The following is a 14,595-nucleotide window of genomic DNA, read 5'->3' on the forward strand; positions in this document are numbered from 1 at the left end:
CTTTGCTGGTTTTATTTATCCATTTTATTTGCTCAGCTCACTCTTAAGGTTTTATTAATTTAATCTCAATATCCTATCAACAACTTATAACTATTGTTGATGGGGATTTATGCAAGCTCCAAAAGAAAACCAAAAATTTAGCTGGTCAGCACTTTTGTTTGTTACGCTATTTTTTGCCTATTTTTCCTGTGCTTTACAGCTGTTCATTTTCCTTTCAGGTCATTCAAGTATCAATGGCTTACGTGATTCAGTTATTTATAGTTTAATTTGGCTTATTCCGGTGCTACTGTTTCCAAATTATACTCGGAAAATAGCTACTGTTTTGGGATTAATTATTGGCGGTTTATCTTTAATTTTTGTCAGTTATTTTGTTATTTATAAGCAAGAGTTTTCACAAAGTGTATTTTTTGTCATGGCTGAATCTAATTTCAATGAATCCCATGAGTTTATCCAACAATATTTGAGTATTAAGTTAGTTGTAGTCCTTATCCTATATATTTTAATAGGTATAATTCTATGGAAACAAGTAAAGCCGATATATGTACAAAATAAAACCAAACTGATCGTCTCTTTGTTGATTTTGATTTATGCTTTGATGCCTTTAGGGATTAGTTTGGTTGTTAAAAAGGCTTCCTTTGAAAAAGCTAGTTTTCATTTGTTATCCAGAATGGAAACAACTGTACCTTGGCAACTAATCAGTCATTATTTGGCTTATCGTTCACAATTATCGGAAATGGAAAGTATTTTAGCTAACTATGATGTATTGCCACCATTGGAAAATCTAAAAGATGCTAATGGTAATACACCAAGAACGTTAGTGTTAATTATTGGAGAATCTACTACACGTAATAGAATGGGGATTTATGGTTATGCGCGTAATACAACACCACAAATAGAACAGTTTCAAAAAGAAAACCCTAATTTACTTGTTTTCAATGATGTTGTGTCATCAAGACCTTATACAATTGAGATTCTACAACAGGCATTAACGTTTGCGGATGAACATCATCCTGATCTATATTTGAAAAAACCTTCTTTAATACATCTGATGCGACAAGCAGGTTATAAGACGTATTGGATCACTAATCAACAAACTATCACTAAGCGAAATACCATGTTAACCATGTTTTCTAAACAAACAGATGAGCAAATTTATCTGAATAATGACCGCAACCAGAGTTCGAGACAGTATGATGAATCTGTATTTGAGCCATTTAAGAAGGTGTTAGCTGAACCAGTTGCTAAGAAGTTTGTCATTATTCATTTACTTGGAACACATATGAAATATGAATTTCGTTATCCTAAAAATAGTCAATATGATCAGTTTAAAGATAATACGGGTATTCCTTTTAAAATTGATGATGACAAGTTAAATAGCTATAACAATTATGATAATGCAGTTAGTTATAATGATTTTGTGACAACAAATCTGTTTGATATATTCAAAAAGAGTAAACAAAATGGTTTTATGTTGTACTTTTCAGATCATGGTGAAGATGTCTACGAGACTCCACCTCATGATATATTAGGTCGTAATGAAAAAGCTCCAACTAAAACTATGTATACTGTTCCGTTTATGATTTGGTTATCACCTAGCTGGATCCAAACTCATCCAAATAATTATCAGACCTATGTTAATCGTAAATATAGTACACAAGATTTAATACATACGTGGTCAGATTTAGCTGGATTGACCTATCAACTGTATGAACCGGAAAAAAGTATCGTCAATCCAGAGTTTAAACAATCTACTCGTTGGATTGGTGATCCTTATGATAAAAAAGGATTGTTAGATATTGATAAACTACCCAATTAAATAATAGTTAGTTTGCATAGGCATTTAAGGTATGGTATTGTATATTTATACAGTTATTTTAAATGCGATGAAAGTAGGTTATGCGAAAAATTATTCATGTAGATATGGATTGTTTTTATGCTGCTGTTGAGATGCGAGATAATCCCCGTTATCGCAATATACCTATTGCCGTAGGTGGGGATCCTCGTAAACGAGGTGTTGTAGCTACAGCCAATTATCTAGCGCGTCAATTTGGTGTTCATAGTGCCATGTCAATGGCTCAGGCTGTTAAGCTATGTCCCAATCTTAAAGTTATTCCAGGTAGGCATGCGGTTTATAAAGAGGTATCTAATCAGATCCACCAAATTTTTCAGCGTTATACTCAAGCTATTGAAGCTCTTTCGCTGGATGAAGCTTATCTGGATGTGACTGAATGTCAGCTCTGTCATGGTTCGGCAACGCTTATCGCTCAAGATATTCGACAAGCAATTTTCAATGAGCTTGGCTTAACGGCGTCAGCAGGGGTTGCCCCTTTAAAATTCTTAGCCAAAATAGCTTCCGATATGAATAAACCTAATGGTCAATATGTTATTAGACCAGATGAGGTGAGTAAATTTATTGAACAGCTACCACTTAAAAAAATACCTGGTGTGGGTAAAGTAACTGAAAAAAAATTAGCTGAATTAGGTTTGTTTCAATGCAGTGATGTGGTGAAGTATGATCTCACAAAACTACTTAATCAATTCGGTAAATTTGGACGTGTTTTATATGAAAGATGCCAAGGTATTGATCCACGTGAAGTTTGTAATGATCGACAACGAAAATCGGTTGGTGTTGAACGGACTTTAGTTGATGATATTCATAGTTGGGAAGCCTGTTTACAGCAACTTGATCCACTTTTTGATGAATTAGAAAAAAGATTAAGTAAAGTTCGTTCTGATCTCTCTATAGCCAGACAAGGTGTAAAATTTAAGTTTGATGATTTCCAACTTACAACACAAGAACATGTTTGGACAAAATTAGATAAAGCAGATTTGATTGAGCAAGCTTATAAAGTTTGGCATGAAAGACGTAATGATCGTGGTGTAAGATTGATTGGATTTCATGTGACTCTGATCGATCCACAACTGGATAAGCAGTTAATTTTTAAGTTTTAATTGGACAGATTATTTTAAGTTATAAGTTATTTTATTAATCTATTTTTAATTATCACAATTAGTTAAATTATGTTTATGGGAAGGGGCAACCCTAATCCCACAAACATCAAACTAACACGTTAATTTTTTTAGATTATTTTAAACTCGCACCATTGGTACTTATCACTTTTTTATACCATTCAAATGAATCTTTTTTATAACGTTTCATACTACCTTTTCCTTCATTATCACGGTCTACATATATCACACCGTAACGTTTTTTCATTTCACCGGTAGTAAATGAAACGACATCAATAATACCCCACGCGGTATAACCCATCACATCAACACCGTCATAATTGATTGCGGTTAACATTGCTTTGATATGGGCGCTTAAATATTCAATTCGTGGTTTGTCATGAACTTTATTTCCATTTTCTAACTCATCAATCGCACCAAAACCATTTTCTACAATAAATAGGGGAACTTGATAACGATCATATAATCGGTTTAATGTATAACGTAGACCTTCAGGATCAATTGGCCAGCCCCAATCACTACTTTTTATATAAGGGTTTTCAACTGAATTTGGTAATGCACCATTCACAATACTATCACGATTATCATTTTGTACGTCAGCTTTAACCACTGTTGACATGTAATAGCTAAAACCGATGTAATCTACCGTACCTTGTTTGAGACAAGATAAATCCTCTTCGGTTATATCCAATTTATATCCTTCTCGTTCAAACTCTTTCAAGGCGTAAGAAGGGTAATAACCTCGGACATGAACATCCGGAAAGAAAAATCGTTGATGCATAGCGATTTCAGCTGCCATCATATCATCAGGGTTACAGGAGTAAGGATAAATAGGTACGTGTGATACCATACAACCAATTTGGAAATTTGGATTTATTTTTTTTCCTGCGATGACGGCTTTGGCACTAGCTAGTAATTCATAATGGGCAACTTGGTAAAGCACTTCTTGCGGATTTTCATCAGCTTTGACTTGAACACCTGAATTAGTCCAAAAGAAAATAGGATTACTGGTATCCATTTGATTATTGATTTCATTAAAAGTCATCCAGTATTTTACTTTATTTTTATATCGCTTAAAGCAAGTAATGGCAAAACGTTCAAAAAATTCAACCGTTTTACGATTACGAAATCCACCATACTTGCGAGCAAGATGTAATGGAATTTCGAAATGAGATAAGGTGATAACCGGTTCAATACCATGAGCAATTAATTCATCAAAAACAGCATCATAAAATCGTAAACCTTCTTCATTTGGCTCTAATTCATCCCCATTAGGATAAATACGAGTCCAAGCGATTGATGTTCGTAAACATTTTAACCCTAATTCAGCAAACAGTTTAATATCTTCTTTATAGTGATGATAAAAATCAATTGCGGTATGGTTTGGATAAAATTTACCAGCCTCTATATCTTGTGTTATTTGTCTAGGTACGCCATGCGCACCAGCCGTCATGACATCTACAACGCTTGGTCCTTTTCCACCTTCATTCCATCCGCCTTCAAATTGATGAGCGGCTAAAGCACCGCCCCATAAAAATGGTTTTTGTTCCATATCTGTTTCCTTGTTATTACATAATTTTAAATAGTATATCTTCTGGAGTAACTTGGGTTTTATCAGTAAGAGTAATTTGTTGATATTGATCGGTATTAACAATAATAATTGGTGTTATTAATGGATAACCGGCTTTCTTAATTGCATTAGGATCAAAACTTATTAATAAATCACCTTTTTTTACTTTTTGATGTAAATTCACATGATATTTGAATTCATTATTGGTCAAGTTCACCGTATCAATTCCAACATGAATTAATAACTCTACACCATTATCTAAAGTTAACCCAATGGCATGTTTTGAACTCTCAAATACTGCGGTCACTTGTGCATCAGAAGGTGCATAGACTTTATTTTCTATTGGCTCAATAGCTATTCCTTCTCCCATTAATTTTTGAGCAAAAGCAGCATCAGGAACTTGGCTAAGAGGGACTACAGAACCTGTCATTGGACTGGTAATTTCAACTTCATCAAGTAGGATCTTAGGAGTATCATTTTCAATGTTTGTGTTATTTTGTTTTGTTTCATTGGTACCAAAGATTTGAATTAATAATACTGGTCCAAACAGTGCAATTGCTGATCCTATGGCTACACCAATGACAGCACCAGGATGATTAGGATTAAGAGCATGAATGATAGTTAATGGTCCAGGCAAAGCAGCATAAGCGTAATAGGCTGGAGAGAAGAAACCAGCAACAATTCCACCTAAAGCACCACAGATACAGCCGTAAATAAATGGCCTTTTAAAACGTAAATTAACACCATATATAGCTGGTTCAGTAATACCAAATAGACCTGTCACAAAGGCAGATAATGAAATGCCTTTCATATCTCGAGATCGAGTTTTTAAATAAAAACCTAATGCTGCACCTACTTGACCAATAACGGCAATGGTTTGGAATGCTTGGAAAGTGTCTTGACCAGATTGTTTAAAGTTCTCAACAATAACCGGTGTAATACCCCAATGAACACCGAAGATCACAAACACTTGCCAAACTGCACCAATAATACCTCCAGCAATAGAAGGTGCTAAATTTACTATCCAATTATAGCCACTAGCAATATAGTGTGCGCCCTCTGCAGTTAATGGTCCAACGACAAGTAATGTAAAAGGAACCATAATGACCAGACATAATAGTGGCAATAATAGTGGTTTAATGATGCTGTGTAGTAAAGGTTCTAAAATTCGTTCCAAATAAGAAAGTAGCCATACTAAAAACAATGGTGGAAGAACAGTTGAAGTATAAGTCGTTTCTGAAAGAGCCAGACCAAATAAATCAATTTCTTTACCCGTTTTAATCAAAGCTGCCATTTCCGACCAAGTGGGTGATAACAAAGCAGCACAACAAGCCACAGCGATATAAATGTTACAACGAAAATGTTGAGATGCGGTTATAGCTATAAAAATTGGTAAAAATCCGAAAGGCGCCCAAGAAATAAAATTAAAAACTTGATATGTTCCGGTTAAAACGAACGAAGGAAAAGCTATTTTGATCAGAATTAAGATCCCTTGTAAAATCCCCGAAGCCGCAAGAATATAAACAAATGGTGCAAAAACGGCTGACATAGTTGCAATAATTCTATTCAAAATACTTGCATTATCGTTTTTTGCTACTTTATTATCGGTTTTGATAAGTTTGATAAATGCGTTATAAACTTTATCAACATTAGTACCAATAACAATTTGTATTTGTCCTCCTTTCTCAACGACCGTAATTACTCCCGGCAATTTAGAAATATTTTCTTTAGCTTGCTTTGGTGATGTTTGCGTTACAATTCGTAAACGAGTGGTACATCGGGCAACGGTGACAATATTATCTTCACCACCTAACTCATCCAAAATATCAACTGCCAATTTGTTATAGTCTCTAATTTTTGACGACATCGATTTAAGCTCCTTAATAATTAAGATAGCTTAATTTAACACTATTTTTAAAATTGTTAATTACCAATTATATTGTTTGTGATCTAGATCGAATTTTAAATAACTTTTGTTTAAATATTAAAATAACTTGTATAAAATATGACAAAAGGAATTAATTTAAAAAGAATAAAAGAAGTACAAATGCTGAAATATCAAGATGTTGCCGAAAAAATAAAACAAATGATCTACTTACAAGAAATGGCGAAAGATACACAACTGCCAAATATTGAAGGACTCATTAATCAATATCAGGTTAGTCGTACTACAATAATAAAAGCTCTTAATCAACTTGAACGACATGGCGTTATTTATCAAGTACAAGGAAGCGGGATTTTTGTTAGACAGCCTAAAAAGAAAGGTTATCTCAACTTTTTAGAAAGTCATGGTTTCAGTGTTGATTTGGGAGATTTACCCGGATCATCACAAGTATTTAATGTTGATGTAATACAACCGAATTCTAAAATTAAAGACCATTTACGATGTGAAGATGATGAACAAGTCTATTATATTAAACGCCTGCGTTATGTTGAGGGTGAAGTATATGGCTTTGAACAATCATATTATCGAAAAAAATTGGTGTCATATTTAAACAAAGAAATAGCGGAAAACTCTATTTTTAGCTATGTACAGGACGTTTGTAAAATAAGCATTGGTTTTTCAGACAAATATTTTAAAGCCATAAAACTTGATGCTGAAACAGCATCATATCTTGGTCTTCAAATTGGTGATCCCGCTTTATGTGTTGAAGAAATATTTTATACTACCGCTGGTGAACCATTTGATTTTTCACAAATTATTTATCATTATGACAATGCAAAATTCTATGTGCAGAGTCATTCAAAGTAATTGATGTTTTATCTAATTTCATGGTAAAGAGGAAAATGCTATTAACAATTTTCTCTTTTTTGCATAGAAAATTAGATTTCACAATGCTTACCTTTTTTAATTAAATTTTAAGAGTTAAAAGACTCATATATTTGCAATAGTTGGTTACGTTCAATATCTTTCTTACTTATATAGTCATGTTTCAATGATGAAATTATATAGCTATATAACATTTAGTTGTTACTTTTGTCTATAATTGTTATTAAGCTCATTGAAAGAATATATTAATGATAGAAGACATAATAGGGATAATATCTAAATCACTCTGTTCGATAAATTCTACTATCAAACTTTCTTTAGCTCGGTAATAGAAACTAGCATGAATCAGGTACTATGTTTCTTTTAAAAGATCACCTTTCTTTTTTATTTTGTCCATTAATTTTCTTTTGGCTATATAATAATTAATAACAAATTTCATGATAGATGAACGATAATTTTAAATAGATCTATCTGTAGGAATGGTAACAGTTTGCATTGCTTTCAAATCTAACTAGTGGAAGATTTTGAAGATAGAGTTCTAATCTTAATTTTGTGGTGCATTATTAGTACGTAAATTTTCACCAAATAATTTAACAAAAGCTTTTTGTCTTTATCAATAACGATTTTCAACTAGGTGAGAAAAGAATTTATTGCGTTGATGAATATTGGTTTTTAATACGGGATACTGGAAGTCATATCTTTCATATTTCTATGTAAAATCAGTCAATAAGTAATAATAAAGTTATTTATTATGCTTTATCATTACTTATTTTAAGATTAACTATTGTAGTGGTGATATTATAGCTAATTTATATTTATTCCTCCATTTGTGGACTAGCTATTTGTTTGGCAGAAGATAAATCTAATGCTAATAAATTTTCCAATCTTTCAAGTAAACAAAAATATCGATCTTTTAAAGCTTCTTCGTTCCATTGTTGATTAAAAGTTTTTTGATGAAAATCATCTAGTATTTTTTGAGAAAGACGGAATGCAGTTGTATTTGAAGTATGACTACCTTTATAAACAACCATTTTTATATTAAAAGGATTATTACTGGCATCAATATTTTTTTTGCCACTAAGTAGTGTTAAATTAGCAATGCTATGTAACCATTTATTTTCAATATGATCAGTGATATAACCCCATTCGGTAAAATTTTTGTATTTTTTGGGTAGCACATGTTCAAGATGTAAATCATTATTAAGGTGAATAAATATAGGGTTTGAGTAATCAGTCAAATCATATTCAATTAAAATCAAAAGAGGTTTAATCCATGCTTCTTTATCAACCATGTTTGAAGTTAATTCAGATATAACATTGTCTATAATTTTATCAGATGCTAATTTATTTTCAAAAATTGCTTTTAGGTAATTTATATGTTTATGTTCTTTTAATGCCTTTATAATATTAAAAGATGTTTGCTTGACTTGCGATAATGTTTTACCAGCAATCCAATACAAATAGTAAAAACGTCTTAATTCAAAGACTAACTCGCTATAGTCTTTGTAATTTAGTGTAATTGCAGTCATTAAAATCGCTTTCCAATAATTACTCCAGCGTAAGTACCAGAAAGAGTAGATATTTTTATCTTTTGAGCAATATATTTTTTCGTAATAATTAACTGAAAAAGATTTTAATGAAGCAATGACTTGGTTAGGATCTTGACCTTCAAATAAATTTTGTAATTCTTCGGTTAATGATTTTTTTTGATTTGAAGCTAATAAATAATGAGCATAAATAATAAACAAATCGTTCATGCTCATATCATCACATTGTTTAATAATTTGTTCCATTTCATTCCAATCTGACATAAAACTATCTTCTTTTAGTTTTGATGTTGATGGATCATCGCGATATTTTTTATATAATTTTTCAAGTAAGAAACTTTTTATTAAATCAGCTGAAGTTAAATCTAATCCCCTGTTATTGAGAACTTGAAATAATTTGATTGCGAAATCTCGACTTGAGCAATCAATACGAATAATTTTTACTTGGTAAAAAAGATAATTAATGAATGAACCAAGATTTTTTTTATCTATTGAGTATAATTTATCTCTAAAAATCAATGCGGTATTAATAAATTTAAATTTAGGTTCTTGATCATTTCTTATTTGATATTTATAAGGAACAACTAGAGCTTTTGTTGCTCCTTCATCCAAAATATATGCGTCAAAATCAGATTGATGTGAGCTATGAGTGTATAATCTTAAACGTGAAGCTCGACCATTAAAGGTAATTGCAGAACGAATAATGTCTATATTTACTGAAATTGGATTTAAACTATCATTCTGATTTAGATCAGGAAAATGATCACGTAACACGCAAAATAATATCATTAAAGTGGTAAGTCTTTGCTGCCCGTCAACAACATCTATATACGGAGATTGTGGATCATCATATGAGCTTGCTGTTATAACTGAACCGAGAAAATAGTTTGTCACATCATTTTCATACGATTCCATAATATCATCCCATAACTGTTCGACTTGTTCACTTTCCCATTTATAAGGTCGTTGATATTTGGGTATTTTATAAAGGCTTTTTGTGTCACCAAATAATTCACTAATTGATAAACTTCTAGGTTTGAATGATTCTTCCATATGTTGTCACCTTATATGATGTTACTTTAATTTCAGTTAATTGAATTATTATTAAACAATACTATCAATTACCTAGTTTTAGATAAAGAAAAAGTTATTTCAATAATTTTTGCTATCAATTTATGGAATTTATAATTATTTTTAATAAGAATATAAAAAAACGCCATATAGGCGTTTTAAAAAATATCTTTTTATGAAAATAAATTGTTAGCTTTACTTTACTCCATATTCTGCACGATAAGCTTCAACTTGTTTAACTTGATCTTTTCGTGTTTCATCTTGGTAGAGATATTGAATTAGATCATCAAGTGTAATAATTGAAATGACATCGCAATGATAAGTTTGTTTAATCTCTTGTATAGCAGACAGATCACCGCGACCTTTTTCTTGACGATCTAGACAAATAAGCACTCCAGCCAATTTCGATTTATTATCTTCTAAGATGCGCATTGATTCTCGAATAGCTGTACCGGCAGTAATAACATCATCAACTAACATTACGCGTTGTTCATAGATTGAACTACCAACTAAGTTGCCTCCTTCACCATGATCTTTTGCCTCTTTTCGATTAAAACAATAAGGGACATCGACATTATGATGTTCAGAAAGTGCAACCACAGTGGATGAGACAATGGGAATTCCTTTATAAGCGGGACCGAAAATCACATCATATTCTAAATTTGCATCCATTAGTGCAGCAGCATAAAAGCGACCCAATAAAGCCAGATCTTTGCCAGTATTAAATAAACCAGCATTGAAGAAATAGGGACTCTTACGTCCTGATTTTAATGTGAATTCACCAAACTTTAATGCTTGCCTGTTTAATGCAAATTCAATAAATTCACTTTTATATGATTTCATCGATCCTCTCCAATTAATCTTTTAAGGCTTGTTTTTGTGCCTCAATAATATTTGTTATCCCATTTTTGGCTAAATCTAATAGCTTTAATAATTCATCATGTGTAAATGGTTCACCTTCTGCAGTACCTTGTACCTCAATGATTCTGCCATCATCAGTCATAACAACATTCATATCGGTTTCAGCATTTGAGTCTTCTATGTACTCTAAATCACAAACCGCTTCATTATCAACAATGCCGACAGATACTGCTGCCACTAATGATTTAATCGGATTTTGTTTGATTTGACCATTGGTCAACATTTTATTAATTGCATCATTTAGCGCAACACAAGCGCCAGTAATGGCAGCGGTTCTTGTTCCGCCATCAGCTTGAATCACGTCACAATCTAAAGTTATGGTATACTCGCCGAGTAATTGGAGATCGACCATAGCACGTAATGATCGTGCAATAAGTCGTTGTATTTCCATTGTTCGACCTGTTTGTTTACCTTTGGCCGCTTCTCGTTGAGTTCTTGAATTAGTTGCACGTGGTAACATACCATATTCGGCAGTTACCCAACCTTGATTTTGACCTTTGAGAAATCGAGGTACACCTTCATCAACAGTTGCGTTGCAAAGTACTTTTGTTTCACCAAATTCGACTAATACAGAACCTTCTGCATGCTTTGTATAATGACGGGTTATTTTGATAGGGCGGACTTGTTCCGCAGATCGACCAGACGGACGCATGCATTTCTCCTGCAATTTCAGTTAAAAAATTATTATTTCGAGTTAATCATTTAGGAGGACATCAACCAGATTGAGTTGATGTTTAGCCTAAGCTAAGAGCGCATTATACAGAATTTGTGATACAATGCCCAGTAAGTTTTTATAATTTTAGGATGCTATTATGATTTCTAGTATGACAGCCTATGCAAGAAAAGAATTAAACCAACCATGGGGAAGTGCGTCTTGGGAACTTCGTTCAGTCAACCAACGTTACTTAGAAACTTATATTCGTTTACCTGAGCAATTCCGTTCACTTGAGCCAATCATTCGTGAGCGATTACGTAACCGCCTAACTCGTGGCAAAATCGAATGTAATTTACGATTTGATTTAGATCCAACTAATCAAAATCAACAATTATCATTGAATATTGAGTTAGCTCAACAGATATTAAATGCAGCTGATTGGATTCGGACTGAGTATCAAGCTGGTGAAATTAATCCGGTTGATGTACTGCGCTGGCCAGGTGTTATGTCAGCTAAAGAACAAGACTTAGATACCATTTCGCAAGAGATTTTAGCGTTACTTGATACAACTATTGATGAGTTTATTGCTGTTCGAGAACGTGAAGGAAAAGCATTAAGTGAATTAATTATTCAGCGTTTAGAAGGCATTAGCCTACAAGTTGACAAAATACGCGCATGGATGCCAGAAATTCTTGAATGGCAAAAAGAAAGACTTAAAAGTAAATTAGAAGAAGCAAATATTGAATTGGATAATTCACGACTTGAGCAAGAAATTGTAATGGTTGCTCAGCGGATTGATGTGGCTGAAGAACTTGATCGCTTAATGACTCACGTTAAAGAAACTTACTCAATATTAAAGAAAAATGAGGCAGTCGGGCGTCGGCTTGATTTTATGATGCAAGAATTCAATCGAGAATCCAATACGATTGCATCTAAATCAATTAATGCTGATGTAACTGCTAGTGCTATTGAGCTTAAAGTACTTATTGAACAGATAAGAGAGCAAGTGCAAAATATTGAATAGTAATGAATTTATCAAGTAAATCTTTGGCTATACTTGCTATCATTTTCACCTCTATTTTATGGGGAACGACCGGTACAGCTGCTACTTTTGCTCCCACACTTTCTCCAATACTCATCGGATCTGTTGCGATGGGTATTGGTGGGATTTTGCAGTGTATCCTAGCCATGCCGATGATAATTAATGAGCGCAAATTTTTACTTAAGTACATTTATTTTCTAATAATGGGTAGCATTGCTGTAGCTATTTATCCTCTTGCTTTTTATTCATCAATGCGTTTGTCTGGTGTGACAATTGGAACCGTAGTTTCTATTGGTTCAGCGCCTATTTTGTCTGTAATTATTGAATATTTTAGTCATGACTTTCGTCCAACTAAACAGTGGGTTTTAGGGGCATCTTCAGGAATTGTAGGTGTATTGTTTCTCTCTTTTTCAGATAATAATGAGGGAACAATTTTGTATGAACACATTACTATGGGGATATTGTTAGGTCTAATAGCTGGATTAACTTACGCATTTTATTCATGGTCAGCTCGTCAATTGATGTTGAAAGGTATATCAGCGAAATCATCAATGGGAGCAACTTTTGGTTGTGGTGGTTTGCTGTTAATGCCAATTATTATTGTTATTGGTTCTCCATTATTTGATTCAGTCACTAATATGATAGTTAGTATCTATATGGCATTCATTCCTATGTTCCTCGGTTATCTATGCTATGGATTTGGTTTATCAAAGATCCCTGCTAGTACCGCAACGACCATTACCCTCTTAGAACCGGTAATTGCTACAATCTTAGCCATACTTGTAGTTGGTGAATCATTATCTTTAATTGGATGGATTGGTATTACTTTAATTTTTATCTGCCTAATCTTTATTACCATTTCAATAAAAAAGCATTAACTTTAAAAAGTTGCGGTTAATATGAATTTAGCAATGTTTTTTATCTGAACTGTGTCTGCAAAATCAACGTATTTACATTATTTCCATTTTTTAATTAAATTCGAAAGAGTTTTATTCCTATATTGCTGAAGAAAGTTATTTCATTGAAAAGGACGATATTGCGATCTAAAATATTTTCACTCAAAAAACTATTACTAAAAAAAGGAATAAAACAATGAACTTTGTAGCAAAGCAATATCAATTTTCACAAAAGTATCAAATTGGTACCACGTTAATGTTTGTTATCGTTGGGATTATTGTTGGAATAGTTATTGGAATTGCCTATTCTGTCATTTCTTCTTATTCGCCAATTATTATAATAGATATTGGTTTAATTTTAGGTCTAGTGTTTGTATTAATAAAAATTAATACTTTTTTTTGCAAAAAAGCTAAAAGTCGAAATGCTAAAGTCAATATGCTATTGGCCTTTATTACCGCTTTTTTCGCTTATTATTCTAATATTGTAACATTTGAATCAATTTTATTGGGGTTAAGCCCATATACATGGTTAGAATTATTCCTCTCTCCTCATGATGTTATTGATATCATGGTTAATGGTGTTATACCTAATCGTGAAATAACAATTACAAAAGGCTCTTCAAAAATCGAGATATCAGGGATATTTTTAATTTTACTTTATGTTGTTGAGTTCGTATTATTTATAATCCCTTCTGTTGTTAGCGCAAGGAAAATGGAAGATTATTATTGTGAAGATTGTCAAAGTTGGTATAACAAATTTAAATTTTTCTCATTTAGTGATGACAAATTAATTTCTAATATTAGTAATACTTCTGTTGGCAATTACGCCGATGCGTTGTCAGGTGTTAAATTTTATAAAGAAATTTTAGAAATTATTCAACAAATAGATCCTAAATCTGACGAGGAAGTTGGAGTATTACAATTTCAGTATTGCCAATGTCCTAATTGCCATAAAAATAGTATCTTAAGTATTATCCCAATGAAACAGAAAAAAGAGAAAAAGAAAATTATATTTGAAGATGATCCTTCTTTGATACTAGTAAAAGATACATATATTGATAACCAAACAGATCAACTTTTTTCTTCTCTGAAAGATAGCTTATATTAAAATAGACTTAACGATTAAATGAGTTTAAAAATAAATTAATAGTAA

General features: G+C 32.4%; 11 protein-coding genes. 6 read left to right on the plus strand and 5 right to left on the minus strand.

Annotated elements, in window-relative coordinates; genetic code table 11:
* The first annotated feature begins 109 nt into the window (after positions 1 to 109).
* Entirely contained in the window at positions 110 to 1,816 is a 1,707-nt protein-coding gene (cptA, locus tag A9G11_RS11390) for a phosphoethanolamine transferase CptA (RefSeq protein ID WP_065619736.1), read from the plus strand.
* Between the two features lie 80 nt (positions 1,817 to 1,896).
* Entirely contained in the window at positions 1,897 to 2,952 is a 1,056-nt protein-coding gene (gene dinB / locus A9G11_RS11395) for a DNA polymerase IV (RefSeq protein WP_065619737.1), read from the plus strand.
* A 133-nt stretch (positions 2,953 to 3,085) separates the two neighbouring features.
* On the opposite strand, the gene A9G11_RS11400 is transcribed toward dinB, so the two are convergent.
* On the minus strand, positions 3,086 to 4,522 hold the full coding sequence (locus tag A9G11_RS11400; protein WP_065619738.1) for a 6-phospho-beta-glucosidase: 1,437 nt from the start codon (positions 4,520 to 4,522) through the stop codon (positions 3,086 to 3,088).
* A 16-nt stretch (positions 4,523 to 4,538) separates the two neighbouring features.
* Positions 4,539 to 6,407, minus strand: a complete 1,869-nt coding sequence (locus tag A9G11_RS11405) for a glucose PTS transporter subunit IIA (protein WP_065619739.1) — start codon at positions 6,405 to 6,407, stop codon at positions 4,539 to 4,541.
* 180 nt (positions 6,408 to 6,587) lie between these two features.
* On the opposite strand from A9G11_RS11405, the gene A9G11_RS11410 reads away from it, so the two are divergent.
* Entirely contained in the window at positions 6,588 to 7,292 is a 705-nt protein-coding gene (locus A9G11_RS11410; RefSeq protein WP_065619740.1) for a GntR family transcriptional regulator, read from the plus strand.
* 833 nt (positions 7,293 to 8,125) lie between these two features.
* Here A9G11_RS11410 and A9G11_RS11415 read toward each other — a convergent pair.
* The 3 genes from A9G11_RS11415 to rph all read right to left on the minus strand — a co-directional run bounded on the left by A9G11_RS11415 (position 8,126) and on the right by rph (position 11,501).
* Positions 8,126 to 9,910, minus strand: a complete 1,785-nt coding sequence (locus tag A9G11_RS11415) for a DUF262 domain-containing protein (RefSeq protein WP_065619741.1) — start codon at positions 9,908 to 9,910, stop codon at positions 8,126 to 8,128.
* 213 nt (positions 9,911 to 10,123) lie between these two features.
* Positions 10,124 to 10,771 carry an orotate phosphoribosyltransferase gene (pyrE, locus tag A9G11_RS11420; RefSeq protein ID WP_065619742.1) on the minus strand — a complete coding sequence of 216 codons (648 nt, stop codon included), beginning with the start codon at positions 10,769 to 10,771 and terminating at the stop codon, positions 10,124 to 10,126.
* 13 nt (positions 10,772 to 10,784) lie between these two features.
* Positions 10,785 to 11,501 (minus strand): ribonuclease PH, encoded by a 717-nt coding sequence (rph, locus tag A9G11_RS11425; protein WP_065619743.1) that lies wholly within the window; start codon positions 11,499 to 11,501, stop codon positions 10,785 to 10,787.
* A 160-nt stretch (positions 11,502 to 11,661) separates the two neighbouring features.
* Here rph and A9G11_RS11430 point away from each other — a divergent pair, with 160 nt between their 5' ends.
* The 3 genes from A9G11_RS11430 to A9G11_RS11440 all read left to right on the plus strand — a co-directional run bounded on the left by A9G11_RS11430 (position 11,662) and on the right by A9G11_RS11440 (position 14,550).
* A complete protein-coding gene (locus A9G11_RS11430) occupies positions 11,662 to 12,528 on the plus strand; it encodes a YicC/YloC family endoribonuclease (protein WP_065619744.1) in 867 nt (288 codons plus the stop codon).
* A gap of 2 nt (positions 12,529 to 12,530) precedes the next feature.
* Positions 12,531 to 13,424, plus strand: coding sequence for a DMT family transporter (locus A9G11_RS11435; RefSeq protein WP_065619745.1), 894 nt, complete (start codon positions 12,531 to 12,533; stop codon positions 13,422 to 13,424).
* Between the two features lie 214 nt (positions 13,425 to 13,638).
* Positions 13,639 to 14,550: a hypothetical protein gene (locus A9G11_RS11440; protein WP_065619746.1), complete on the plus strand. Its 912-nt coding sequence runs from the start codon at positions 13,639 to 13,641 to the stop codon at positions 14,548 to 14,550.
* The last annotated feature ends 45 nt before the right edge of the window (positions 14,551 to 14,595 follow it).

It is taken from the genome of Gilliamella sp. wkB108, assembly GCF_001690195.1.
Classification (GTDB): Bacteria; Pseudomonadota; Gammaproteobacteria; order Enterobacterales; family Orbaceae; genus Gilliamella; species Gilliamella apicola_L.